The organism is Flavobacterium lacus, assembly GCF_003268815.1.
GTDB classification, from domain to species: Bacteria; Bacteroidota; Bacteroidia; order Flavobacteriales; family Flavobacteriaceae; genus Flavobacterium; species Flavobacterium lacus.
This window is the reverse complement of record NZ_QLSV01000002.1, coordinates 233148-258463: the sequence shown is the minus strand read 5'-3', so window position 1 is coordinate 258463 and position 25316 is coordinate 233148. Positions and strand designations below refer to the sequence as shown.

At 35.1% G+C, this 25316-nt stretch carries 23 protein-coding genes and 1 tRNA gene; 13 read left to right on the top strand and 11 right to left on the bottom strand.

All coding sequences use genetic code 11. From position 1 onward, the window contains the following. Window positions 1-4: 4 nt before the first annotated feature. Window positions 5-607, bottom strand: a complete 603-nt coding sequence (locus tag B0I10_RS02815) for a TetR/AcrR family transcriptional regulator (RefSeq protein ID WP_112084976.1) — start codon at window positions 605-607, stop codon at window positions 5-7. Window positions 608-810: 203 nt separating this feature from the next. Here B0I10_RS02815 and B0I10_RS02805 point away from each other — a divergent pair, with 203 nt between their 5' ends. Together B0I10_RS02805 and B0I10_RS02800 are read left to right on the top strand one after the other, a co-directional pair. Further along, window positions 811-1785, top strand: coding sequence for a polyprenyl synthetase family protein (locus tag B0I10_RS02805; RefSeq protein ID WP_112084974.1), 975 nt, complete (start codon window positions 811-813; stop codon window positions 1783-1785). A gap of 276 nt (window positions 1786-2061) precedes the next feature. Beyond that, window positions 2062-2412 (top strand): hypothetical protein, encoded by a 351-nt coding sequence (locus B0I10_RS02800; protein ID WP_112084973.1) that lies wholly within the window; start codon window positions 2062-2064, stop codon window positions 2410-2412. On the opposite strand, the gene B0I10_RS02795 is transcribed toward B0I10_RS02800, so the two are convergent. After that, entirely contained in the window at window positions 2396-2941 is a 546-nt protein-coding gene (locus tag B0I10_RS02795) for a hypothetical protein (RefSeq protein WP_112084972.1), read from the bottom strand. The genes B0I10_RS02800 and B0I10_RS02795 overlap by 17 nt on opposite strands. Window positions 2942-3059: 118 nt before the next feature. Between B0I10_RS02795 and B0I10_RS02790 the strand changes: the two genes are divergently transcribed. Together B0I10_RS02790 and odhB are read left to right on the top strand one after the other, a co-directional pair. Continuing rightward, window positions 3060-5831, top strand: a complete 2772-nt coding sequence (locus tag B0I10_RS02790; protein WP_112084971.1) for a 2-oxoglutarate dehydrogenase E1 component — start codon at window positions 3060-3062, stop codon at window positions 5829-5831. Window positions 5832-6030: 199 nt separating this feature from the next. Beyond that, window positions 6031-7260, top strand: a complete 1230-nt coding sequence (gene odhB, locus B0I10_RS02785) for a 2-oxoglutarate dehydrogenase complex dihydrolipoyllysine-residue succinyltransferase (protein WP_112084970.1) — start codon at window positions 6031-6033, stop codon at window positions 7258-7260. Window positions 7261-7331: 71 nt separating this feature from the next. Here odhB and B0I10_RS02780 read toward each other — a convergent pair whose 3' ends face one another. Further along, entirely contained in the window at window positions 7332-8279 is a 948-nt protein-coding gene (locus B0I10_RS02780; protein ID WP_112084969.1) for a DUF4476 domain-containing protein, read from the bottom strand. A 76-nt stretch (window positions 8280-8355) separates the two neighbouring features. Continuing rightward, window positions 8356-8796, bottom strand: coding sequence for a retropepsin-like aspartic protease (locus tag B0I10_RS02775; protein ID WP_112084968.1), 441 nt, complete (start codon window positions 8794-8796; stop codon window positions 8356-8358). Between the two features lie 87 nt (window positions 8797-8883). Between B0I10_RS02775 and B0I10_RS02770 the strand changes: the two genes are divergently transcribed. From B0I10_RS02770 to B0I10_RS02730, 9 genes are all read left to right on the top strand, one after another. Then, a complete protein-coding gene (locus B0I10_RS02770; protein ID WP_112084967.1) occupies window positions 8884-9651 on the top strand; it encodes a TatD family hydrolase in 768 nt (255 codons plus the stop codon). Between the two features lie 60 nt (window positions 9652-9711). Beyond that, window positions 9712-10848, top strand: coding sequence for a 1-acyl-sn-glycerol-3-phosphate acyltransferase (locus B0I10_RS02765; protein WP_112084966.1), 1137 nt, complete (start codon window positions 9712-9714; stop codon window positions 10846-10848). Then, window positions 10838-11866 carry an asparaginase gene (locus B0I10_RS02760; protein WP_112084965.1) on the top strand — a complete coding sequence of 343 codons (1029 nt, stop codon included), beginning with the start codon at window positions 10838-10840 and terminating at the stop codon, window positions 11864-11866. The genes B0I10_RS02765 and B0I10_RS02760 overlap by 11 nt, the downstream gene beginning before the upstream one ends. A 75-nt stretch (window positions 11867-11941) precedes the next feature. Further along, window positions 11942-12032, top strand: a tRNA-Ser gene (locus B0I10_RS02755). A 78-nt stretch (window positions 12033-12110) separates the two neighbouring features. Further along, the gene (locus tag B0I10_RS02750) at window positions 12111-12914 is read left to right on the top strand and encodes a MotA/TolQ/ExbB proton channel family protein (RefSeq protein WP_112084964.1); all 804 of its coding nucleotides are present in this window, start codon (window positions 12111-12113) and stop codon (window positions 12912-12914) included. An 18-nt stretch (window positions 12915-12932) separates the two neighbouring features. After that, the gene (locus B0I10_RS02745) at window positions 12933-13346 is read left to right on the top strand and encodes a hypothetical protein (RefSeq protein ID WP_146740298.1); all 414 of its coding nucleotides are present in this window, start codon (window positions 12933-12935) and stop codon (window positions 13344-13346) included. Between the two features lie 3 nt (window positions 13347-13349). Beyond that, the gene (locus B0I10_RS02740; protein ID WP_112084962.1) at window positions 13350-13961 is read left to right on the top strand and encodes an ExbD/TolR family protein; all 612 of its coding nucleotides are present in this window, start codon (window positions 13350-13352) and stop codon (window positions 13959-13961) included. A 17-nt stretch (window positions 13962-13978) separates the two neighbouring features. Beyond that, the gene (locus tag B0I10_RS02735; protein ID WP_112084961.1) at window positions 13979-14452 is read left to right on the top strand and encodes an ExbD/TolR family protein; all 474 of its coding nucleotides are present in this window, start codon (window positions 13979-13981) and stop codon (window positions 14450-14452) included. Window positions 14453-14526: 74 nt separating this feature from the next. Further along, entirely contained in the window at window positions 14527-15213 is a 687-nt protein-coding gene (locus tag B0I10_RS02730) for a porin family protein (RefSeq protein WP_112084960.1), read from the top strand. On the opposite strand, the gene B0I10_RS02725 is transcribed toward B0I10_RS02730, so the two are convergent. The 7 genes from B0I10_RS02725 to pyrH form a co-directional block, all read right to left on the bottom strand. Continuing rightward, window positions 15208-15813, bottom strand: a complete 606-nt coding sequence (locus B0I10_RS02725; protein ID WP_112084959.1) for a hypothetical protein — start codon at window positions 15811-15813, stop codon at window positions 15208-15210. The genes B0I10_RS02730 and B0I10_RS02725 overlap by 6 nt on opposite strands. Window positions 15814-15818: 5 nt before the next feature. Beyond that, window positions 15819-17282: an RNA polymerase factor sigma-54 gene (gene rpoN, locus B0I10_RS02720; RefSeq protein ID WP_112084958.1), complete on the bottom strand. Its 1464-nt coding sequence runs from the start codon at window positions 17280-17282 to the stop codon at window positions 15819-15821. Window positions 17283-17392: 110 nt separating this feature from the next. Further along, the gene (asnS, locus tag B0I10_RS02715) at window positions 17393-18841 is read right to left on the bottom strand and encodes an asparagine--tRNA ligase (protein ID WP_112084957.1); all 1449 of its coding nucleotides are present in this window, start codon (window positions 18839-18841) and stop codon (window positions 17393-17395) included. A gap of 48 nt (window positions 18842-18889) precedes the next feature. Continuing rightward, a complete protein-coding gene (locus B0I10_RS02710; RefSeq protein ID WP_112084956.1) occupies window positions 18890-21301 on the bottom strand; it encodes an efflux RND transporter permease subunit in 2412 nt (803 codons plus the stop codon). A 99-nt stretch (window positions 21302-21400) separates the two neighbouring features. Then, window positions 21401-23881, bottom strand: a complete 2481-nt coding sequence (locus B0I10_RS02705) for a DUF5686 family protein (RefSeq protein ID WP_112084955.1) — start codon at window positions 23879-23881, stop codon at window positions 21401-21403. Window positions 23882-23953: 72 nt separating this feature from the next. Continuing rightward, window positions 23954-24517, bottom strand: coding sequence for a ribosome recycling factor (gene frr / locus B0I10_RS02700; protein WP_112084954.1), 564 nt, complete (start codon window positions 24515-24517; stop codon window positions 23954-23956). Between the two features lie 47 nt (window positions 24518-24564). After that, window positions 24565-25272 (bottom strand): UMP kinase, encoded by a 708-nt coding sequence (gene pyrH / locus B0I10_RS02695; RefSeq protein ID WP_112084953.1) that lies wholly within the window; start codon window positions 25270-25272, stop codon window positions 24565-24567. Between the last annotated feature and the right edge of the window lie 44 nt (window positions 25273-25316).

Sequence of the window (25316 nt, the reverse complement as noted above, 5' to 3'; positions counted from 1 at the left end):
ATGATTAGTTTGATTTTTGTGTGATTTTTTCTAAAACTTTTAATCCTTTCTCAGTTGAAATAGCCCGGATGTGATAATCGAGATAGAGTTCTTCTAACATCCTAAAATTATAGGTTTCATCTAAAAAAACATTTTTATCTTTTAAAGCATGAACGCAGGAATAATAAATTCTACTGATAAAGTCAATGTCAATGTTAGAACGATACAAATCAGTTGCTACTCCTTTTTTTAAATTGGTTACGACACAATCTTGCATTTTGCAATATTCTTTACCGTGTAATGTTTTATAAATTTTTGGAAAATATTTTTGTAATTGAAAGATGGGTGATGCTTTTTCATCTTTCAATTTGTGTAAAACAAAATCTTTGATTTCAAACAATTCTTCAATGGCATTTTTTTCAGGCTGACATATTTCATCAATTCCACATGAAATTGAATCAAACATTTGCATCGTTACCGCTTCTACCAAATCATTTTTATTGGCAAAGTGTTGGTAAATTGTTTTCTTTGAAATTCCCATTTCATTGGCAATATCATCCATTGTAACACTTTTAAAACCTAGTGTTAAATACATTTCCGTTGCTTTTTCAATAATTTGTTCTTGCATTTTCTTTTCTTTATTTTAGACTAGCACGAAATCAGAAGTTTAAATTTCCGCACAAAAGTAATTCGGAAACTTTTAACACCAAAATAGTTTCCAAAGTATTTACATTTATTTAACATTTGTTTTGAATTGAAACGGATGATATATTTTCGGTTTCGGGTTTTTTTGATTTTCTTTGTATTCCTAAAAACAAAAAGCGTCACCAAATGCATTCAATAGCAGCCTATCAGGAACAATTTTTAAACTATCTAGAAGGGCAAAAAATTCTGAAAGAACCCACTCATCTTTACCAACCAATTACCTATATTTTAGGTTTAGGCGGAAAAAGAATGCGTCCAGTTTTAACATTAATGGCCGCTGAGGTTTTTGATGTGGACTATAAAAAAGCACTTCCGGCGGCTACTGCGGTTGAAGTTTTTCATAATTTCTCATTAGTTCATGATGATATTATGGATGATGCTCCACTGAGAAGAGGTAAAGAAACCGTACACGAAAAGTGGAATTTGAACACCGGCATTTTATCTGGTGATGCGATGTTAATTTTGGCCTATCAATATTTTGAGAATTACGAACCAAGCACTTTTAGAGAATTAGCTAAATTGTTCAGCAAAACTGCTTTAGAAGTCTGCGAAGGTCAGCAATACGACGTTGATTTTGAAACTCGTGATGACGTTACGATTCCTGAATATTTAAAAATGATTGAATATAAAACCGCCGTTTTGGTGGGAGCAGCTATGAAAATGGGAGCCATTATTGCCGAAACATCAGAAGAAAACGGTAATTTAATTTATGATTTCGGATTGAATTTGGGCATCGCCTTTCAATTGCAAGATGATTATTTAGATTGTTTCGGAAATCCTGAAACCTTTGGCAAACAAGTTGGTGGCGATATTATTGAAAACAAAAAAACCTATCTTTACTTAAAAGCAATCGAATTCGCCAAAGCAGATGAACGTGAGCAATTGTTACATTTATATTCCATTCAACCTAATGATAATTCAGAAAAAATTGAATCGGTAAAAGAATTTTTCAATCAAACCGGAGCATCAAAAGCAACGCAAAAGGCTATAGAAGAGTTCACGATGAGAGCTTTCGAAACTTTATCTAAAATGCAAATAGGAGAAGACAAAAAAATGGTTTTGCGAAGCTTTGGAGAAAAGTTGATGAAGAGGGATGTGTAAGTTGCGGGTTTGCAAGTTGCGGGTTTCGGGTTCTTTGTCATTCCGCAAGAGGATGAAGTCGAAATAGAATACGAGCGAAAGCGAACTGGCGTAGTAATCTCCTGCGAAGCAGGTAGTTTTCAGTCGGGAGTTAGGCGTTTTTAGTTAGGCGTTGACATAAAATAAAAATCTAACAAAAATAAAATCCATCTAAATCCATTTTCGCTTGCGAACAAAAATATCAGCGTAAATCCATTTAATCCAACCTATCCGTGTTCCATTAAAATAAAAAATTAAATGTATCCCATCCCAACATCAACCGACCATCTTCTAACCGAAGCAGAAAAAGAAAATCTTTACCTCAAACTCATTGAACAACTCAACAAAGATTTCAATTTTGCCAACGAACCGGTTGATTTCCCACTAAGCACATCGCCAAACGAATTAAAAATTCAATTGCACGAGAAAGTATATCGACTTATTCAATACAAATTTGCTGAATATTTGAATTTGCTTTATATCATTGATGTTTCCGAAGAAGAAGTCAAAAAACTCAACGGAGATGATATCGCAGAACTGGCTGAACAAGTGGCTTTTTTAATTTTAAAAAGAGAATGGCAGAAAGTTTGGTTTAGAAATAAACTCTAACAAACGGCATCCAAGCTTCAGAATAAACATTTTTATCTTTATTGTGAAGCACATTATAACGCAAACCTATTGTAACATTATCCGAAACATAACCTACACCTAAAAATAATCCGGTATTCCAAAAATTATCTTTAAAAGAGCCAAAATTATCTTGAAAGGTCGAATTTACTCGCAATTGTTCCAATTCTGCTGAAAGTTGTATTTCCGGAATGGGATTTCCCAAAACAATCATGTTTGGTCCATAAATATACGATTCAAAAAAATTCTTTTGTCGTACATAACTTCCTTGCAAGCCAAAACCTAAACTAATGTATTCGTTAAAATCATAAATCGCTCCCGGTGCTAATGTAATATCGGTGAAATTATTTCCAAAGGCTAATCCAAAACCACCTCCGAAACGAACTTTTGACCAAAATTCACTTTTTTGATCGGTTGAAACTGACTCTTCTGACTGAGCAACTGTGTTTTCCACACAGAATATAAAAAACAAAATGATAATTAAAAAAGGAAGTTTTCCAGCGTTTTTCATATCTATATCTTTTTAGCAATTTAAAACATAAAAGTATGCAAAAATAAATGAAAGATTATTTCAATTATCGTACTTTTGCAAAACTATTTCTAACAAATAAGGTTTATTACTACTAATTATGGATAGGTTTTCCTTTTTAAACGCAGCACACACTCAATTTTTTGCCGATTTATACGAACAATATACCGTTAATCCGGATGCTGTTGAACCAAGTTGGAGAGCCTTTTTTCAAGGGTTCGATTTTGGTCTAGAATCGGCAAGCGACAATGAAGCCGTTACACAACTAGCTGATTTTTCTGCTGGAAATCAAGACTGTAGTCTGGTTTCTGATAAATTACAAAAAGAATTTAATGTTCTCAAATTAATAGATGCCTACCGAACGCGTGGTCATTTATTTACCAAGACAAATCCGGTACGCGAACGAAGAGTGTATGCTCCAACATTAGCCGTCGAAAATTTCGGATTAGCAACGTCTGATTTAGAAACTGTTTTTGATGCTGCCAAAGTATTGGGTCATGAGCCTCAAACGTTACGTCAAATTATCAGGCATTTAGATAATGTCTATTGCCAATCCATCGGAATTGAATACATGTACATCCGTAAACCGGAAGTAATTGAATGGATTCAACGACGATTAAATATCAACGATAATTTACCTGCTTTCTCTGGAGATCAGAAAAAGCACATTCTTAATAAATTAAACGAAGCGGTTTCTTTCGAAAACTTTTTACATACAAAATATGTAGGTCAAAAACGTTTTTCATTAGAAGGAGGAGAGAGCATCATTCCTGCTTTAGATGCATTAATTGAATCAGCTGCCGAAAAAGGCGTAGAGCAATTCGTGATGGGAATGGCTCACCGTGGTCGTCTCAACATCTTAGCCAATATTTTTGGCAAACCAACTCAAGACATTTTCTCCGAATTTGACGGAAAAGATTATGATAAAGAATATTTTGACGGCGACGTAAAATACCATTTAGGGTTAACGGCCGATAGAAAAACAAAATCCGGTAAAAACATCAACATCAATTTGGCTCCAAACCCTTCTCACTTAGAAACGGTTGGTGCGGTGATTGAAGGAATTACCAGAGCAAAACAAGACAAATATTTCCCGAATGATTTCTCTAAAGTGTTGCCAATCGCCGTTCACGGTGATGCCGCAGTAGCCGGACAAGGAATCGTGTATGAAATTGTTCAAATGTCGCAATTAGACGGTTATAAAACCGGTGGGACTATTCATATTGTTATCAATAATCAAGTAGGTTTTACTACTAATTATTTAGATGCACGTTCTTCTGTTTATTGTACGGATGTTGCAAAAGTGACACTTTCGCCGGTATTACATGTGAATGCAGATGATACTGAGGCGGTTGTTCATGCGATGCTTTTTGCCTTGGATTTCCGAATGACCTTTGGAAGAGATGTGTTTATCGATTTATTAGGCTATAGAAAATATGGGCATAACGAAGGCGATGAACCTCGTTTTACGCAACCGGTTTTATACAAAATCATTGCAAAACACAGTAATCCAAGAGATATTTATGCTGAAAAGCTAATTGTTGATGGTATTGTAGACCAAGCGTATATAAACAAAATTGAAAGTGATTACAAAGCCAAATTAGATCAAAACCTCGAAGCTTCTCGTAAAAAAGAGCTGACCATCATCACGCCCTTTATGCAAAATGAATGGGACGGATTTGAGCAAGTGAGCGACGATGAAATGTTGAAAAAAGTAGAGACTACCTTTGATAAAGAAAAATTAGATGCCATACTAGAAACTATCTCGACTTTGCCATCCGATAAAAAATTCATAAGTAAAATCAACAAAATCATTACCGACAGAAAAACAATGTACGATAATGATACCATTGACTGGGGAACAGCCGAAACATTGGCCTACGGAACTTTATTAACTGAAGGTTATGATGTTCGCATCTCTGGTCAAGATGTTGAAAGAGGAACGTTCTCCCACCGTCACGCTGTTGTAAAGGTGGAAGACAGCGAAGAAGAAGTAATTCCATTAGACGGATTAAAAGATAAAAAAGGGAAATTCAACGTATTTAATTCCTTCCTTTCAGAATATGGTGTTTTAGGTTTTGATTACGGTTACGCCTTAGCCAATCCAAACGCATTAACCATTTGGGAAGCCCAGTTTGGCGATTTCTCCAACGGAGCCCAAATTATGATTGACCAATACATTTCGTGTGGCGAAGACAAATGGAACAACCAAAACGGAATCGTGCTATTATTACCGCACGGTTACGAAGGTCAAGGTGCCGAGCACTCTTCTGCCAGAATGGAGCGTTTCTTACAACTTTGTGCCCGGCATAACATGTATGTAGCCGATTGTACAACGCCAGCAAACTTTTTTCATTTGTTAAGAAGACAAATGAAAACCAAGTTCCGCAAACCGTTAGTGGTGTTTTCACCAAAAAGCTTGTTGCGTCACCCCTTGTGTGTGTCAACCAAAGAAGAACTATACAACGGAAGTTTCCAAGAAACCATCGACGACAATTCCGTGGACAAAAAGAAAGTAAAAACACTCGTGTTCTGTACCGGAAAATTCTACTACGACATCCTAGCCGAAAGAGAAAACTTAGGAAGAAATGACGTAGCTTTGGTTCGAATCGAGCAATTGTTCCCGCTACCGGTCGAGCAGTTAAAAGAAATCATCGCCAACTATCCCAACGCCGACGATTACGTTTGGGCACAAGAAGAACCCAAAAATATGGGAGCATACAGTTTTATGTTAATGAATTTTGACTTAGTAAAATGGCGATTAGCCTCGTTAAAAGCCTATGCAGCGCCAGCCGCAGGAAGTCACACCAGAGACAGAAGACGCCATGCCGATGCAATTAGAATGGTATTTGACAAAAATTTATTTAGATAAGAAGCTAATCCTGCTATCCGCTTCAATCTTTTACCCTTTTTTGTTGTTTTTGTAAGTCAAAAAAAGAGCTCCCAGGGTCGCTTTTTTTTGCCAACAAAAACTAACAAAAAAAGCCAAAAGGATTTTCGCTGCTATCAGGGCTAAAAATAGACAACAACACAGAATAAAACATAAAATTCATAATTTAAAATATAATACGATGATTTTAGAAATGAAAGTTCCCTCTCCGGGAGAATCTATAAAAGAAGTGGAAATAGCAACTTGGTTAGTACAAGACGGCGATTACGTAGAAAAAGACCAAGCCATTGCTGAGGTCGATTCAGATAAAGCTACCTTGGAATTACCTGCTGAGGCAAGTGGAATCATCACCCTAAAAGCAGAAGAAGGCGATGCCGTAGCTGTTGGAGCAGTCGTTTGTTTAATCGATACGTCAGCTGCAAAGCCAAGCGGTGATGCACCAAAAGCGGAGGTAAAACCAGTTGCCGAAGCACCAAAAGCAGAAGCACCAAAAGCCGAAGAAAAGAAAGTAGCTCCAGCTCCTGAAAAAACTTATGCAACACAAGCACCTTCACCCGCTGCTCGTAAAATTTTAGACGAAAAAAACATTCAACCTTCCGATATCGTTGGATCCGGAAAAGGTGGAAGAATCACCAAGGATGATGCAGTAAATGCTACGCCATCCATGGGAACACCAACCGGCGGCAGTCGTGGTTCAGAACGCACAAAATTATCCATGTTGCGTCGTAAAGTAGCTGAAAGATTAGTTTCGGCTAAAAACGAAACCGCAATGTTAACTACGTTTAACGAAGTTAATTTAACCAACGTAAATAAATTAAGAACCGAATTCAAAGATGCTTTTAAAGACAAACACGGTTTAGGCTTAGGCTTTATGTCTTTCTTTACCAAAGCTGTAACCAGAGCTTTACAACTTTATCCGGATGTCAATTCTATGATCGATGGCGATCACAAAATTGCTTATGATTTCTGTGATATTTCTGTGGCAGTTTCCGGACCAAAAGGATTAATGGTACCTGTGGTGAGAAATGCAGAAACATTATCATTCCGTGGAATTGAAGCAGAAATTAAACGTTTGGCCATTCGTGCTCGTGATGGTCAAATCACAGTAGATGATATGACCGGAGGAACATTTACTATTTCAAATGGCGGTGTATTCGGAAGTATGCTTTCTACACCAATCATCAACCCACCTCAATCAGGAATTTTAGGAATGCATAATATTATTGAGCGTCCAATTGCTGTAAACGGTCAAGTAGTGATTGCTCCAATGATGTATGTGGCGTTGTCTTATGATCACCGAATCATCGATGGTAGAGAATCAGTTGGATTCTTAGTTGCTGTGAAAGAAGGATTAGAAAACCCAACCGAATTGTTGATGGACAACAATCCTAAAAAAGCATTGGAACTATAGTTTTCCAATTTCTATAAAAATAAAATCCCGATTAGAATTTTCTAATCGGGATTTTTTATAAAATAATTTTACTATCTCCTAGAAATAAAATCATTCAATTCATCTGCACTCGAGGTAAAATCAAACACATTATTTACTTTAAAGTAATTTTGAGGTTCAACACATGCATCAAAAGCAAATTTTGCAAAATCTAAACGCGTTTCTTCAAATCCAAAAATTTTACAAATTTCCACAATTTGATTCGTATTCAAACAATTGTTTTGGGCAATTTGTTTGGCTGTTTTTAGTCTAGATTCGTCAAAGCCTTGGTTTCTGATGGTTTGTAAAGCACTGTTAAAATTGCCGTTATTCATCGGTATTGCACCATAGCATCCTTCTTGCAAAGGCTCTTGTACGACAACCGCACCACCACCGGTTGTAACCGTTGTAGTTTCTGTAATGGTGGTACTACCCGACATAAATGGGTCATTTATCGAAATATTCACACCAACACCTCCAACACTCACACCGGCATTTACTCCGCCAACTGATGTAGTTGTTGTAGTGGTTTGCTGCACAACGCCAACCGGAGCGGTTTGTTGCACAATCACTTGTTGAGGTGGTGCTGGCTGACCCCAACGTCTAACAAAAACATTGGAAGGTGGTATAAAACCGTCCACGACAGGTATCATCGAAAAGAAATTCAATTTCATTTTCGATGGTTTGTTTTTATCACGACGTATTTTATAGGTTACGTCCATAAAAGCACCATCTACATCCGCAATTTGAAGGAAGTTTTTAGAGATTTCCTGACGCGTTTTATCTTCAAAAATAATTTTAGCGTTGTAATACGGTTGTACTAATTCTTCTACACGAAGGTTCGTTTGTGGCTCATCATTCATTCGTTCACCGTTTAGAATTAAGTAGAATTTATCACCGTCTTCTGAAAATATTGTCAGATGACCAAATGGCTGAATCTGCCCAAAGGAAAAGGCTGACACAATAAGTAACACACAAGTAAGAGTAGTTTTTAGTTTCATATACAATTGATTTAAAGTTCTAAAATTAAGTAATATGAAGTGAGATTTCCAAAAATAATGCCATTTTTTTTAGTTCTCATTCATTCAAATACAAACAATGGTTATAATAATCAATAATCGCTTTTCCATCCAGCAAAACATCGGCTCCAATAATTCCGTGAACGGGTTTGGCTTTGTATTGTGTCAAGGCTAAATTCACATGCGTTAAATCAAAAATAACCAAATGCAAATTTTTGGTTTTCCATCTGCCAATTTTTAACGCTACATTTTTGCCGATCTGCGTTTCCATTCCCGTTGCTCCGGCACCTGCTGCTTTGGTTTTAGAAGCTTTGGCATTTACATTAAAATGCTCAACTTGATCAAATCCAATGCAACTGTTGGAGGCACCGGTATCTAAAATAAAATTTCCTTTCACACCATTTATAGTAGCTTTTATCAACAAATGTTGGGTCTTAGAAACCTTAAAAGCAATTTTTTTATATCCTGAATCTTTTAAAAGCTCTTGTAAATTCTTCATTTTTCAATTTTGAAATTCAAAAGTAATTCAAATTAAAGTCAAAACAAAGCTGTAGATATTTTCTTGAAATTTACTTATTTTTGCCGCATGATTTTCACCGACACCCATACCCATTTATATTCTGAAGAATTTGATTTTGATAGAAATGAAATGATGCAAAAAGCTATTTCAAAAGGAGTAACTCGTTTTTTTGTGCCGGCGATTGATTCCACTTGCACGAACGCAATGTATGAATTGGAAAAAAATTATCCGGAAAATGTTTTTTTAATGATGGGATTGCATCCGTGCTACGTGAAAGAGCATTATTTGGATGAATTAAATCACATCGAAACCGAATTATCCAAACGAAAATTCATCGCTATTGGCGAAATTGGTATCGATTTATACTGGGATAAAACTACGTTGGAAATTCAGAAAATAGCTTTTAAATACCAAATTCAATTAGCCAAAAAATATAAATTGCCGATTGTGATTCATTGTCGCGAATCATTTGATGAAATTTTCGAAGTATTAGAATCTGAAAAAAGCGATGATTTATTTGGAATTTTTCATTGTTTCACCGGAAATTTTGAACAAGCTCAACAAGCGATTTCATACAATATGAAATTAGGAATTGGAGGTGTTGTAACTTTCAAAAACGGAAAAATTGATCAATTTCTTCATCAAATAGACATAAAACATATTGTTCTTGAAACCGATTCACCTTATTTAGCTCCTGTTCCTTATCGCGGCAAGCGGAATGAAAGCAGTTATGTTACTTTGGTTGCCGAAAAATTAGCCACTATTTATGGTGTTTCGGTAGAAGAAATTGCAAAAATTACAACCCAAAACTCAAAAGCAATTTTCGGCTTTTAACGTAACCTTACCTCAAAAGTCACATTTTTTTTGTTCATTTGTGAAATAAATAGCTGATTAATGTCAAAATTTGATACGATTCGACCTTATTACGACAGTGAAGTAAACGAAGGGATCCGTTCGGTGATTCATCATCCAATGATGAAAGCGTTGATGAACTTTACTTTTCCGGATGTTGATGAAAATGTTTGGATAGAACAACTTCAAAAAACACATTCAATCAGGGATTTTCAAATAAACTTTGTTTATCATTCCGTGCAAAAAGTGCTTCAACGCAGTTCGGAAGGATTAACCACGTCCGGGTTTGAAAAGTTGGAAAAAAATGCATCTTATTTATTCATTTCTAATCATCGTGATATTATTTTAGACACTTCGTTGCTTAATGTGGCCTTGTATGAACACGGTTTGGTGATGACAGCTTCGGCAATTGGAGACAACTTAGTTAAGAAGGATTTCTTATATAAATTATCAAAACTCAATCGGAATTTTTTAGTTCAACGGGGATTATCACCAAGAGAATTATTGCAAAGTTCAAAATTGATGTCGGAATACATTGGTCAATTATTATTAAGAGAAAACCGCTCGGTTTGGATTGCTCAACGAGAAGGAAGAACCAAAGACGGAAATGACGCTACGCATCAAGGCGTTTTAAAAATGTTGGGAATGGGTTGCGATGAGGAAAATGTCATGGATTATTTTAAGAAATTAAAAATTGTTCCTGTTTCTATTTCGTATGAATATGACCCTACCGATGCCTTAAAAATGCCTCAATTGATGGCTGAGGCAAAAAATGAAGTATATATTAAAGAGAAAAACGAAGATTTTATCACACTATTGAGCGGAATAATGGGGCAAAAAAAACGTATTCACATGCATATCGGAGATGTTTTAGAGAGTGAAATGGATCAAATTAAAACGAACGAGGACAATTCTAATCGTCAGATTCAAGCTGTAGCACAAGTGATTGACGATTCTATATTGAGTTCTTACAAATTGTGGCCAACCAACTTTATTGCTCATGATTTAATGTATGCTTCCAATCAGTATAATCATTTGTATACAGAAGAAGAAAAATCATTATTTGAAAGAAGGTTAGAAATGAAAATTGACTCAACTAATCCAAAAATGGTTGAAAGTTTTTTGGCTATGTATGCTAATCCGGTGACCAATAAGATGAAATATCAAAATGCATTCTAAAGCCAACATACTTTTAATTTATACCGGAGGAACCATCGGTATGATGAAAGATTTTGAAACCGGTGCATTAAAGGCTTTTAATTTTAAGAAATTGCTTCAGCGAATTCCGGAATTAAAACAATTGGAATGTGCTATTGAAACGATTTCGTTTGAAAAACCAATTGATTCTTCCAACATGAATCCGCAAAAGTGGATTGAAATGGCACAAATTATTGAAGATAATTATGCAAATTTTGATGGGTTTGTAGTGCTTCATGGCTCCGATACGATGTCGTATTCTGCTTCAGCATTGAGTTTCATGTTTGAAAATCTATCAAAACCAATCGTGTTTACAGGTTCTCAACTGCCAATTGGTGATTTGCGAACCGATGCCAAAGAAAATTTAATTACAGCGATTCAAATAGCTTCGCTTAAAAGAAACGGAAAACCTGTTTTTAAAGAAGTTTGCCTCTATTTTGAATACAAATTATATAGAGGAAATCGAACCAGTAAAATTAATGCAGAACATTTTATGGCTTTTGCATCACCCAATTTTCCGGCTTTGGCCGAATCAGGAGTGCATATTAAAATAAATAACGAATCACTATTTCAAGTTAGTACAACCAAAAAGATGGTTGTTCATAAGGAATTAGATTCGAACGTAGCAATTATAAAAATGTTCCCGGGACTAAATCAGAATGTTTTAACGTCTTTATTCGACATACCTAATTTAAAAGGAATTGTTTTAGAAACCTACGGATCAGGAAATGCTCCCACAGAAGAATGGTTTATTTCTGTTTTAAAAAAGGCAATAAAAAAAGGAATTTACGTTATTAATGTGACACAATGTTCAGGTGGAAGTGTCAACATGGGGCAATATGAAACGAGTACGTATTTAAAAAAGATAGGAGTAATCTCAGGAAAAGACATCACTACGGAGGCAGCCATCACAAAATTGATGTACCTTTTAGGGCAGAATGTTTCTGCTAAAGTGTTCAAAACCATTTTTGAAACTTCTTTGCGGGGAGAATTGTCATAAAAATAACAAAATTAATTTTCCCAAGTGAGTTTTTTTTTGTTATTTGGCACTCTTAAAATACGTTGTAAGCAATACGGAGAGGTGTCCGAGTGGTCGAAGGAGCACGCCTGGAAAGTGTGTATACTCCAAAAGGGTATCAAGGGTTCGAATCCCTTTCTCTCCGCCATTTTTTATAATGTATGATTAATTAAAAATAAATTTATACCTTTAACCTGATTAACTAATTAAATTAAGAACAAAAGCAATGAAAAGATTATTTTCTATTTTGGCAATCACAGGTCTAATGACGTTTGGAACAGTTCAAGCACAAGAAGACACAACTCAAACAACTGAGCCGGCTGTTGAAACAGCAGCACCAGCTTCTGCAGAAGAAGCAGTAACTCTCGCTGACGACGAAACTGTAGCGGCCGACAAACCATTTACGCAAGAGTTAAAAGAAAGATTTATTCAAGGGGGTCCTGGATTTATGGGGATCGTTTTGTTGTGTTTAATTTTAGGTTTAGCTATTGCTATTGAAAGAATTATTTACTTAAATCTTTCTACAACAAATTCAAAAAAATTAATCAAAGATGTTGAGGATGCTCTTCAATCTGGTGGTGTAAATGCTGCAAAAGAAGTATGTAGAAATACTGCTGGTCCTGTTGCATCAATCTTCTATCAAGGTTTAGATCGTATCGACCATGGTATTGAATCAGCTGAAAAAGCTGTTGTTTCTTACGGAGGAGTACAAATGGGTCAATTAGAGAAAAACGTATCTTGGATTTCATTATTTATCGCTTTAGCACCGATGTTAGGGTTCATGGGAACTGTAATCGGGATGATTCAAGCATTCGATAAAATCGAAGCTGCCGGTAACATGGATGCATCACTTGTAGCAGGAGGTATTAAAGTAGCGTTATTAACAACGGTATTTGGTCTTATTGTTGCGATGATTCTTCAAGTATTCTATAACTATATTATTGCTAAAATCGATTCAATCGTAAACGATATGGAAGATGCTTCTATCAGTTTGGTTGACATCCTTGTAGATTACAAAAACAAAAGATAATTTAAAATAACTATCAGTATGAACTTAAAAAAGTTATCCAGATTAATAGTTATTGTATTAAGTATAATTTCTATTGTGTTTCTGGCAACAATTATGGCCTCTGACGCTCCTGATGGAGGGATGATCGAGCCGTTTATTTATGTTGCCTACTTAACACTTGCAATAGCAATTGTATTGGTGTTGTTATACACGCTTAAAAATCTAGCTTCAAAAGACTTGAAAAAAACACTTATCAGTGTTGGAGCATTTTTAGGAGTTATTCTAATCGCCTTTATTTTTGCTGACGGAACACCCGTGCCATTAAAAGATGGCGGAGAAGTTTCTTCGTTTGGCTCAAAAATGGTTAGTACAGGTTTAAATGCTTTTTATATATTAGCTTTATTTGCCGTAGGACTAATGTTTTTCTCAGGATATAAAAGAATTAAAAAATAAAAAATGGCTAGAAAAAACAGAGCTGGTGCACCGGAAGTGAATGCCGGATCGATGGCAGATATTGCGTTCCTGCTGTTGATTTTCTTCCTTGTAACCACAACTATTCAAACCGATCAGGGGATAAACAGAAAGTTACCTCCCATTGAAGATGTAGTTGATCCACCTGAAATTAAGGAGAAAAATATTTTCACCGTGTTGATTAATAAAAATGATCAATTGTTAGTTGATGATGTTCCTATGGATCTGAAAGATTTAAGAAAAGCGGCTATTGCTTTTCTTGACAATGGTGGAGATGGTTCCTGCAGTTATTGTAAAGGTACAAGAGACGTAACGTCATCTGATAACCCGGATAAAGCTGTAATATCATTACAAAATGATGCTGAAACATCGTATGAAGCTTATATTTCGGTTCAAAATGAATTGGTAGCGGCTTACTATTTTTTGAGAGATAGAGAATGTAAAGCAAGGTACGGGAAGACTTTTCGTGAATTAGAAGCAATGTTTGATGACCCGAAAACAAAAGAAGCTCAACGTTCAAGAATTGAACCTCTTATCAAAGATATACAGACACTATTCCCTCAAAAGCTTTCTGAAGCAGAACCGAAACGTAATTAATTGTAAATTTTAGAAGTATGTCTAAATTTAAGAAGAAAAAAGGAGGCGAAGTGCCAGCGATTTCGACAGCATCTTTGCCCGATATTGTTTTTATGTTGTTATTTTTCTTCATGGTGGCTACTGTGATGAAAGATAATGATTTAATGATTCAAAATGCTTTACCAAAAGCAGATCAGGTAACGAAACTGGAAAAGAAAGACCGTGTGATGTTTATTTTTGCGGGAAAACCGCATGAGCAATACCGCAGACAATATGGAGAAGGTGCTCGTATTCAACTAAATGATCGTCTTTCGGATGTTTCTGAAATTAGGAATTTTGTTTTGGCAGAAAGAGCCGCAAGAGATCCTGAATTAGAGAAAGTTCTAACTACTTCGTTAAAGGTGGATAAAGAGGTGAAAATGGGTCTTGTTGGTGAAATCAAACAAGAATTGAGAAAAGTTGAAGCATTAAAAATTAATTATACTACCAATCAAGGTAAAGTAACTAATTAATGCAATAATTTTAAATACATAAGCCACGCATTTGCGTGGCTTTTTTTGTATTTTTATATTTCAAATGAGTTTTTATGAAGTTAAGTCTTTTTTTATTTTTCTTTTCATGTGCAATGCTGGCACAAGATTCGTTGTATTATGAAAAGAAAGTAGATTCATTATACCGCGAAGATCAATTCTATTTTGGATTTGCCTATAATGTTTTACAAAATAAACCAAGAGGTGTCTCACAAGATGGTTTTTCTACCGGATTACATTTTGGTTTTCTTCGTGATATGCCCATAAATAAAAATAGAACGTTTGCTTTGGCTGCCGGTTTAGGATTGGCTTATCAAGCCTATAATCAGAACTTACTTATTTCAGACCTCAATCAAGGTTTTAATTATACGGTTATAGAGTCGGATGTTTCATTTAAAAAAAATCAATTTTCATTTGTCAATATAGATCTTCCAATTGAAGTGCGTTGGCGAACATCTACACCGGAAAGTCATAAGTTTTTTAGATTATATACGGGCTTTAAATTGAGCTATATGCTATTTAATAACTCTCGGTTTATCTCTAATTCCGGTGATATTAAAATTAATAATAACAAGCAATTTAATGCTTTTCAGTATGGTGTATATCTTGCAACGGGTTATAATACTTGGAATTTTTATGCCTATTATGGTTTTAATACTATTTTTAAATCGGAAGCAAAATTTGATGGAGTTCCAATGGAATTGAGTACATTGAATTTAGGGCTGCAGTTTTATATTTTATAACCAAAAGTACCACAAACAAAACTGCGGAATTGCTCCACAACAGAAACCCACAAATAATTCAAACATGGTGTGAGCTTTCATTTGTAACCTGGAGGAAGCCACAAATCCATTAAGTGTGATAAAAGTAGCGACAGTATATAGTAAAGGTACTTCTACTCTTGAACTTAATGCAATTATAAAAAACGTTAATGCTGCTATTCCAAGCATGTGTAAACTCGCTTTTATCTTTAAGAATAGAAATATAATGGCTAAGATTGTACTCCAAAAAGCTCCAAAATAGAAAAAGTAGAGTTCAGGAATTCGATCAATTGTGATGCTTTTTTGAGTAAGAATAAGTAATAAAATGCAATTGATGGTTAATGGAATTTTTCGTTGTGAAACTTGTGCAATCATAATCGAATCCACCTTTCCCAAAGACAAAAGAAGATAAAATAATGAAATAGGAATCAGAACCGTAATAATCACAATCTGAATCATATAAAGGTAGATTTCCTGCAATGCAAAAAAATCCCAAAACAAAACAAAAAAGAAAGCAGAAGCATAAACCGATATAAACAGCGGATGAAAAAGATAGGAGAATATGGGGAGAATGCTTTTCAAATAATTTATATTTTTTTTCGCATGCGAGCAACGGGAATATCTAATTGTTCACGGTATTTGGCCACAGTTCTTCGGGCGATTGGATAGCCTTTTTCCTTTAGAATTTCAGCCAACTGGTCATCCGGAAGAGGTTTTTGCTTGTCTTCTTCCTCAATCACATTTTGAAGAATTTTTTTAATTTCCAACGTAGAAACGTCTTCACCTTGATCATTTTTCATTGATTCCGAAAAGAATTCTTTGATGAGTTTCGTTCCATACGGAGTTTCCACATATTTACTGTTGGCAACTCTGGAAACGGTGGAAATATCCAATCCAATCATATCGGCAATATCTTTTAGAATCATCGGACGAAGTTTGGTTTCATCACCTTCTAAAAAATATTCTTGCTGATAGTGCATGATGGCATTCATTGTGACAAACAAAGTCTCCTGACGTTGTCTAATAGCATCGATAAACCATTTTGCAGAATCTAATTTTTGTTTGATAAATTGAACTGCATCTTTTTGAGCATTCGATTTGTCACGAGAATCTTTATACGTTCGCAACATGTCTTGATAATCTTTTGAAACATGAAGTTCCGGTGCATTTCTGCCGTTTAATAATAGTTCAAGGTCGCCTTCCACAATTCGAATGGTAAAATCGGGAACAACATGTTCAATCATTTTGTTGTTTCCTGTAAAAGCTCCGCCCGGTTTGGGGTTCAACTTTTCAATTTCTTCAATTGCTTTTTTAAGTTGGTCTTGAGAAACGCCGTATTTATGAAGAAGTTTATCATAATGTTTTTTGGTAAATTGTTCAAACTGATTTTCAAGAATATCAATAGCCAAATCAACCGATTCTGTTGGGGTTTTATGTTTAAGTTGCAGCAACAAACACTCTTGCAAATCACGAGCTCCCACACCTGATGGTTCTAATTCGTGAACAACATGAAGAATTCGCTCAACGGCTTGTTCATCGGTATAAATACCTTGCGTAAATGCTAAATCGTCAACAATATCAGCTACCGTTCTACGAATGTAACCCATGTCGTCAATGCTTCCCACCAAAAATTCAGCAATTTCTCTGTCTTCTTCCGATAGGATAAAAGTATTTAATTGGTTGATTAAATCTTGATGAAAAGTAACCGGAGCAGCAAAAGGCGTTTCACGGTCTTCGTCATCATCGCTGTAATTATTGGCTTGGAGTTTATATTCCGGAGTTTCATCGTCACTCAGGTATTCATCAATATTAATGTCTTCTGCATCAATTCGATCGTATTCATCTTCTTCGTAATCGTCGAATTCTTCTTTTTCAAATTCATCTTCAAATTCATCTTCCTCTTTTCCGCCTTCCAATGCCGGATTTTCATTCATTTCCTCTTTTAATCGTTGTTCAAAAGCCTGCGTAGGCAATTGAATTAACTTCATCAACTGAATTTGTTGAGGAGATAATTTTTGAGATAATTTGAATTGTAGATTTTGTTTTAACATTTTTTATTTATGTTTAAAAGTTTAAATGGTTAAAGGTTTATAAGTTGAAGTAAGGTAAATAACCCAGTGCCTCCTAAACTTTTAACCTATTAAACTCGTAATCTCGATTATTAAAATTCTGCGTTCTGCGGTGTTCTCGGAAACGGAATTACATCGCGAATGTTAGTCATTCCGGTTACAAAAAGAACTAATCGTTCAAATCCTAAACCGAAACCGGAGTGTACCGCTGTTCCAAAACGACGCGTATCTAAATACCACCATAATTCTTCTTCATCAATTCCTAATGCTTTCATTTTTTCAACTAAAACATCATGACGTTCTTCTCTTTGTGAACCACCAACAATTTCACCAATTCCCGGGAATAGAATGTCCATTGCTCGAACGGTTTCTTTTCCTGGCTCTGTATTGTCATTCAAACGCATATAGAATGCTTTAATTTTTGCCGGATAATCATACAAAATTACCGGACATTTAAAGTGTTTTTCAACTAAAAAACGTTCGTGCTCACTTTGCAAATCGGCACCCCATTCTTCAATTAAATATTGAAATTTCTTGTTTTTATTTGGTTTTGAATTTCTTAAAATATCAATTGCTTCGGTATAAGTAACTCGTTTGAAATTATTTTCGAGGACAAAATTTAATTTTTCCAACAAACTCATTTCGCTACGTTCTGCTTGTGGTTTGTTTTTTTCTTCATCCAATAACCGTTGTTCTAAAAATTTCAAATCATCTTCATGTTTATCAACCGTATATTTGATAACGTATTTGATAAAATCTTCTGCTAAGTCCATGTTATCTGCCAACTCATTAAACGCTACTTCCGGTTCAATCATCCAAAACTCAGCTAAATGACGCGATGTGTTTGAATTTTCGGCTCTAAATGTTGGCCCAAACGTGTAAACCTGACCCAAAGCCATTGCATACGTTTCAGCTTCCAATTGTCCGGAAACGGTTAGATTGGTTTCTTTACCAAAAAAATCTTCTTTATAATTTATTTTTCCTTCTTCTGTTCTAGGTGTATTGTCGAATGGAAGTGCGGTTACTTTAAACATTTCACCCGCACCTTCAGCATCAGAACCTGTAATGATTGGCGTATTCACATAGAAAAAACCTCTTTCCTGAAAATACTGATGAACAGCAAATGAAAGTGTTGATCGCACACGCATAATTGCACCAAACGCATTGGTTCGCACACGCAAATGAGCATTTTCTCTCAAAAATTCTAATGAATGTTTCTTAGGTTGCATCGGATATTTTTCTGCGTCAGAATCGCCTAAAATTTCAATTTTTGAGACTTGAACTTCTACTTTTTGGCCGGCTCCTTTACTTTCTGCTAATGTTCCGGTTAACGAAACAGCTGCTCCGGTGGTAATTCTTTTTAAGGTTTCTTCCGGTGTGTTTTCAAAATCTACAACACATTGGATATTATTGATGGTAGAACCATCATTTAAAGCAATAAATTGATTGTTCCTAAACGTTCTAACCCAACCTTTTACGGTTACTTCGGTTAAAACAGGTGTGGCTGTTAGTAATTCGATAACTTTCGTTTGCTTCTTCATTTTGTTTTAAGTTTACTATGCAAATATACTAGATTATAATTTTTTTGACTAGGAATTAGATTCAGTTTCTTTTTCGTCTTCTTCCACCAAAATGTCAATAGTGGGTTGAAGAAATTCTTCTTGATTGGCAATTGTTTTTTCTAAAGATAGTAATAATGCCGGCAATAATAATAAATTGGATAACATGGCAAAAAGCAAAGTAGCCGAGACTAATCCGCCTAAAGCAACTGTACCGCCAAAGCTGGAAATCATGAATACCGAAAATCCGAAAAATAAAACAATGGAAGTGTAAAACATACTCACACCGGTTTCTCGCAGAGCATTGAACACCGATTTTCTGATTTTCCAGTTATTTGCTTGTAATTCCTGACGGTATTTGGCTAAGAAGTGTATCGTGTCATCAACCGAAATTCCGAACGCAATGCTAAAAACTAAAATGGTTGAAGGTTTTATTGGAACACCCAAATAACCCATCAAACCGGCTGTAATTATTAACGGTAGTAAGTTTGGAATTAAGGAAATTAGCACCATTTTGAATGAGCGAAACAAATAAGCCATGAAAAGGGAAATCAGAACAATGGCGAATAATAGCGAAAGAACCAAGTTGGTTACCAAATAATTTGTTCCTTTTTGAAACACTAATGCTTTTCCTGTCAAGGTAACTGTATATCGATCGGGTGGAAAAACTTTATTGATTTTGTCCCAAAGTTTTTCTTCAATTTTTTCCATTTTTTCGGTGCCAATATCTTTCATAAAAGTGGTTATTCTGGCATACTGACCTGTAGAATCAACATAACTTTTCATGAAATTTTCTTTACTGTTTTGAGTTGCATTTTTGGCATAACTCAAAATGAAACCTTGCTCTTGAGCAGTTGGCAATTCATAGTAATCGGGATTGCCGTTGTAATAAGCTTGTTTAGAATATTTTACTACATTTACAATCGACATAGGTTGAGAAAGTTCCGGAATTTCACTGATTATTTCTTGCACTTCTTCCATTTTTCGCAAAGTCGAAAGTTTCATCACACCTTTTTTTCGTTTGGTGTCAATCATTATTTCTAATGGCATTACACCATCAAATTCTTCTTCAAAGAAAAGAATGTCTTTAAAAAATCCGGTTTTTTTAGGCATGTCTTCAATCAAACTACCTGAAATTTTCATTTGGTAAATTCCAACAATGCTCAAAACCAGAAGAACTATCGCAGTAATGTATATTGAAATACTTCTGTTTTTTACAGTTTTTTCAGTCCAATTTACAAAAGTTTTGGTGTATGTTTTGTTGAGATGCTCCAAATGTTTATCCTTTGGTAAAGGCATAAAACTGTAAATAATTGGTATAACCAGCAAACAAAGAATAAACAATAAAACAATATTGATGGAGGCAATAATTCCAAATTCTGTTAGCAATTCACTATCGGTTACAATAAATGTAGCAAAACCTGCAGCGGTAGTTAAGTTAGTCATCAAAGTAGCATTTCCAACTTTAGAAATAACGCGTTGCAATGATTTGGCCTGATTTCCGTGTTTTTTTACTTCCTGTTGGTATTTGTTGATTAGAAAAATACAGTTAGGAATTCCGATTACGATGATTAATGGCGGAATTATGGCGGTTAAAACGGTGATTTCAAAACCCAACAAACCTAGCGTTCCAAAAGCCCACATTACACCAATAATTACGACGCACATGGAAATGAATGTCGCTCTGAAACTTCGGAAAAAGAAAAAAAATATTAGGGATGTGACCAAAAGTGCTGCTCCAATAAAAATGCCAATTTCATCGACAATGTTTTGTGAATTAAGCGTCCGGATATAAGGCATTCCGGAAACTTTTAAATCAATGTTGGTTTCTTTTTCAAACGCTTCAATTTTCGGGATTAGATTTTCAACCACAAAATCTCTTCGGACGCTGGTGTTAACAATTTCTTTGTCTAAATAAATGGCTGCTCTCAGTGTTCCTGTTTTTTTGCTGAATAACAAGTGCTCATAAAACGGCAAGCGTTCAAAAAGTTCCTCGCGTTTTTCAAGAAGATACTTGGCATTATTAATTTTCGTCGAATCAATAAAATCGACCAATTCAAACGTTTCTAATGATTCGTTTTTGTTTAATTTTTTTAAATCATCAACCGAAATTATCAAATCAACTTCTTTTGACTTTTTTAAGTTTGTCATCAAATTTTTCCAAGCGGTAAATTGCTTTGGAGTAAAAAAAGTTGAGTCTTGAACACCGATGATAATTAGGTTTCCCTCTTCTCCAAACTTGTCTAAAAATTGATTGTATTGTTCGTTTACTTCATGATGATCGGGTAGAAGATTTGCTTCCGTATACGTAAAACGCATGTGTTTCCATTGCAATGCTAAAAACACTGTCAATAGAAAAACGATGGAAAGAATTGTGATTCTGTTTCTGAGGATTATTCGTGCGATAGATTCCCAAAAACCTACGCTAAACCATTTAGCCATACGATAATTTTAACGGATGCAAAGGTAGTGAAATCAATGCTAAATAGATGGTTTTAACTGTAATTTAATCTTTGAAATAATCGATAAAAAGAATCGCTTTTACAAACCTAAATCGAGCACGAAAGTTAGTTTGATAGCAATATTATCTTCAAAACGACTCAATTGATTTGGCCCATAGCGATAAAATCCAGCCAATCCAAATCCGCTGAAAATTTGGTTTAGTTCTATTCCGGATTCAAAGTAACCTTCGTTTATGGTTTTATAATTGAGCCCCAAATGCTGCTCGGGCTTATCCATGTTGCCCCAGGCCATTCGACTAACTAAAACCAAAGAGGGTTTTATTTTTTTAAATAGTTCTACTCTTTTAAATCCGTGTTTAAAATGAAGCATTACATATTGACTTGAAAAAAATTCATTAAAACGCATGGTTTCAAAACTGTTTTTTCCCGCTACGGTGATTCGTTGTAATAATGCATCGCGGTCTAAGTTGTTAGGTGAATTATTGTATAAATGCGTTAGTGGAACATCACCAAAAGCAAAACCAGCTTGAATTAAAACGGCCGATTTTTGGCCATTAATAAATTGTTTTTCATATTCTGCTCGGGCATCAATTTTTCCAAACTGAAAATCATTATCCAAAAAATCAGGTAACGACTGGGTGAACTGAAACGTAAATTTTGGAAATCTTTTTTCTATTTCAATTTTTCCATTTGGTGTGTGCATGTAATCGCTAAACGGATTCCATTGAATGGAAACAGAAGCGGTGGTCATGGTGTACCGATTGTATAAATTTTCACCATCGAAAAAGGTATAATTAAACAAAGGTTCAATTTTGGAATGATTCAGCTGCCAAATACTTTCGGTTTTGGGTAAAAAATTAGTTTCTACATAACTTTTCCATGTTTGATGATGGTAAAATGTGCTTAAGTTGATTGGACGGGGATCATAGATTTTAAAAACCCGTTTGTCTATATTAAATTTGGTACTACCAATTTCCAGCACATCGTCAGTATAGGAAATACCAGCCCAGGTGTTTGAAAAATTCCCTACACGTGTTGAGCCACCCAAATGGTATTTGTTTTTTTCATCCTTAAGACCATAGGCAATATAGCCGTCTAGTTTAAAATTTTTAGAAAATCGTTCGTTGGTTACTCCTCCAAGACCAAAACGGAATCCTTCATAGTTATTGTAACTTACTAAGTAGCGTAAATCAAAATCAAAAAAACCAACTGGAACATAGCCGTTTATGATTTTTCTGCCAAAAAAAAGTTTGGCATTTATTCCCTTAAAAAAAGCCAAACTATCCTTTACTGCAAATGTGTTACGGTCTCTTTTAGAAAAACGGTCTTTTCTGTTTTTTACCCAAAATGTGGTGTCTTTTTTGGCAACATCTTCATCAATTTCGATAGCAACAGAATTTCTGACTATCATTAGAGGGATATTTATTTCACGATCATAAAAAAAAGTTTTGGATTGCAGATAGGAATAATCAGAAGCAACTTTTTCGCGTTTTGTTCCCAATTCATCATATTCTCCTTCAAATTCGATGGTTCCTCCTAAAATTTTTATCGAATCATCATTTTTTCCTTTGACTATTTTTAGCTCGTACGTGTTAGGAAACCAAATTTTTTCATTCAAAAGAAATTCATATTCATGAATAGCGGTTAAATCGATGATTCCTCGCACACGCATAATGGCTTTGGCTACAGCAAAATTTTCTTGATCAATAAAAAGTAATCCTTCCATTCCTTTTTTGTTGATTCTTTTTTTGTTTTTAAAATAGACCAAAACTGTTTGCCGGTTAGAAAGTGAAATTGTGTCCAACAATTCAAAATCATAATCGCGAAGACCTTGTTTTGAAATCGGATTGACATACTTTGTTTCCAATAATTCATAACGAGGTTCATAAACAGAATAGGATTGAAGGTTAAAGCCAATGACTTCATAAATTGGATTTTTGAAGCCCGACATTTGTGATCCTAATACCGTTTCTTTGAATTTAGCATCGCTATATTGAAATAAAGAAACCTTTTCGGTAACAAATAAATGTTGTTTTGTAATTAGTTTTTTAAACTTAAAATCGGTTGAATCAATTTTAATTTTATTCGATTTTTTGATTGTGTCAATTTTCCCTTTTATTGAATCGGGATGAGCCGTAACAACGATTTTGTTATAGCCTCTGTATTGAAACGTTGAAAGTGCTTTTTTGGGGTTGTTTTGATCTATGGATGCATAAACAGCGTTGAGAAATGCTTTTGATTGCTCTTGTTTTTGACTTAATTCTGTTTCAGATAATTTTGGTTCAGATTCTAAAAACACTGAAAAGTAGCCGGTTTTTTCTATAACAAACTCTTTGCTACTATAATTGAGGTAAGAAATAACCATTTTTTCGCCTGCTGATGAACTGATGAATTCAAATTTTCCGGTTACATCGGCAATGGTTGTCCTGCCGGATGACGATTGAATTGTGGCAAAAGGGAGCGGTGTTTTGGTAGTTTCGTCTTTAATAATTCCGGTTACTCTAAATTGTGCCTGAACACAAATCGAGCAAAAAAGGAATAGAAAAACGAAGTGTTTCATGTGTTATAAAAATGCGAATCACAAATGTACTTTATTATAACAAAAAATCCACTCTTTCAAGTGGATTTCAATTTATACTTTCATGATTTCAGCTTCTTTAACAGCCAAAACATCATCGATTTTTTTGATGTAAGCATCGGTTAATTTTTGGATGCTTTCTTCGGCCGATTTACAAATATCTTCCGAAGTTCCATTTTTTTCTTCTTTTTTGATGTCGGTATTGGCATCTTTTCTTGCATTTCTGATTCCGATTTTGGCATCTTCCGCTTCTGATTTGGCTTGTTTAACCAAATCTCTTCTGCGTTCTTCTGTTAATGGTGGTACAGAAATGATAATGTTATCACCATTATTCATCGGATTAAAACCTAAATTGGCAATCATAATTGCTTTCTCAATCGGATGCAACATTCCTTTTTCCCACGGCGTAACCGTGATGGTTCTTGCATCGGGAACGTTAATATTAGCCACTTGCGAAAGCGGCGTCTGCGAACCATAATAATCAACAAAAACACCGCCCAACATTTGAGGTGTAGCTTTTCCGGCTCTAATGTTTAAAAATTCCTTTTCCAAATGAGCAATCGAACCATCCATGTGTTCTTTTGCGGTATCAATGATAAAATCTATTTCTTCTGTCATGATAGTCTATTTTTAATCGTATTCAATTATTCAAAAATAAAGCCAAATTATATAGTAACTGTAGTTCCGATGGTTTCGCCATTGCAAACTTTAAGCAAATTACCTGGTTTATTCATGTCAAACACAATAATTGGTAATTTATTTTCTTGGCTTAGTGTAAATGCGGTGGTATCCATCACGTTTAAACCTTTGCTTAACACGTCTTCAAACGAGATATAATCAAATTTCACGGCATCTTTGTGTTTTTCCGGATCGGCATTATATACACCATCGACGCGTGTGCCTTTTAAAATTACATCTGCACCCACTTCAACACCTCTCAAAACAGCAGCAGTATCGGTTGTGAAATAAGGATTTCCTGTTCCTGCTCCAAAAATAACAATTCTACCTTTTTCCAAATGGCGAACAGCTCTTCTTTTAATGTAAGGTTCTGCAATCGCTTCAATTTTTAAAGCGGTTTGCAAACGCGTTAACATTCCTGCTTCCTCCAAGGCTCCTTGCAACGCCATTCCGTTGATCACTGTGGCAAGCATTCCCATGTAATCGCCTTGTACTCTATCCATTCCGTTGCTGGCTCCGGCTACACCTCTAAAAATATTCCCACCACCAATAACGATGGCAATTTGTACTCCTTGATTGTGAATTTGTTTAATTTCTTGAGCATATTCTGCTAGTCTTTTTGGGTCAATTCCATACTGACGGTCGCCCATTAAAGCTTCTCCACTTAGTTTTAGAAGTATTCTTTTGTATTTCATGAGATGTTTTTTGTGGTGCAAATATAAAGAAATATTGATTTTAT

Coding starts and splice junctions, on each gene's coding strand:
- B0I10_RS02815 (WP_112084976.1), bottom strand. CDS start 607: ATGCAAGAACAAATTATTGAAAAAGCAACGGAAATGTATTTAACACTA.
- B0I10_RS02805 (WP_112084974.1), top strand. CDS start 811: ATGCATTCAATAGCAGCCTATCAGGAACAATTTTTAAACTATCTAGAA.
- B0I10_RS02800 (WP_112084973.1), top strand. CDS start 2,062: ATGTATCCCATCCCAACATCAACCGACCATCTTCTAACCGAAGCAGAA.
- B0I10_RS02795 (WP_112084972.1), bottom strand. CDS start 2,941: ATGAAAAACGCTGGAAAACTTCCTTTTTTAATTATCATTTTGTTTTTT.
- B0I10_RS02790 (WP_112084971.1), top strand. CDS start 3,060: ATGGATAGGTTTTCCTTTTTAAACGCAGCACACACTCAATTTTTTGCC.
- odhB (WP_112084970.1), top strand. CDS start 6,031: ATGATTTTAGAAATGAAAGTTCCCTCTCCGGGAGAATCTATAAAAGAA.
- B0I10_RS02780 (WP_112084969.1), bottom strand. CDS start 8,279: ATGAAACTAAAAACTACTCTTACTTGTGTGTTACTTATTGTGTCAGCC.
- B0I10_RS02775 (WP_112084968.1), bottom strand. CDS start 8,796: ATGAAGAATTTACAAGAGCTTTTAAAAGATTCAGGATATAAAAAAATT.
- B0I10_RS02770 (WP_112084967.1), top strand. CDS start 8,884: ATGATTTTCACCGACACCCATACCCATTTATATTCTGAAGAATTTGAT.
- B0I10_RS02765 (WP_112084966.1), top strand. CDS start 9,712: ATGTCAAAATTTGATACGATTCGACCTTATTACGACAGTGAAGTAAAC.
- B0I10_RS02760 (WP_112084965.1), top strand. CDS start 10,838: ATGCATTCTAAAGCCAACATACTTTTAATTTATACCGGAGGAACCATC.
- B0I10_RS02750 (WP_112084964.1), top strand. CDS start 12,111: ATGAAAAGATTATTTTCTATTTTGGCAATCACAGGTCTAATGACGTTT.
- B0I10_RS02745 (WP_146740298.1), top strand. CDS start 12,933: ATGAACTTAAAAAAGTTATCCAGATTAATAGTTATTGTATTAAGTATA.
- B0I10_RS02740 (WP_112084962.1), top strand. CDS start 13,350: ATGGCTAGAAAAAACAGAGCTGGTGCACCGGAAGTGAATGCCGGATCG.
- B0I10_RS02735 (WP_112084961.1), top strand. CDS start 13,979: ATGTCTAAATTTAAGAAGAAAAAAGGAGGCGAAGTGCCAGCGATTTCG.
- B0I10_RS02730 (WP_112084960.1), top strand. CDS start 14,527: ATGAAGTTAAGTCTTTTTTTATTTTTCTTTTCATGTGCAATGCTGGCA.
- rpoN (WP_112084958.1), bottom strand. CDS start 17,282: ATGTTAAAACAAAATCTACAATTCAAATTATCTCAAAAATTATCTCCT.
- asnS (WP_112084957.1), bottom strand. CDS start 18,841: ATGAAGAAGCAAACGAAAGTTATCGAATTACTAACAGCCACACCTGTT.
- B0I10_RS02710 (WP_112084956.1), bottom strand. CDS start 21,301: ATGGCTAAATGGTTTAGCGTAGGTTTTTGGGAATCTATCGCACGAATA.
- B0I10_RS02705 (WP_112084955.1), bottom strand. CDS start 23,881: ATGAAACACTTCGTTTTTCTATTCCTTTTTTGCTCGATTTGTGTTCAG.
- frr (WP_112084954.1), bottom strand. CDS start 24,517: ATGACAGAAGAAATAGATTTTATCATTGATACCGCAAAAGAACACATG.
- pyrH (WP_112084953.1), bottom strand. CDS start 25,272: ATGAAATACAAAAGAATACTTCTAAAACTAAGTGGAGAAGCTTTAATG.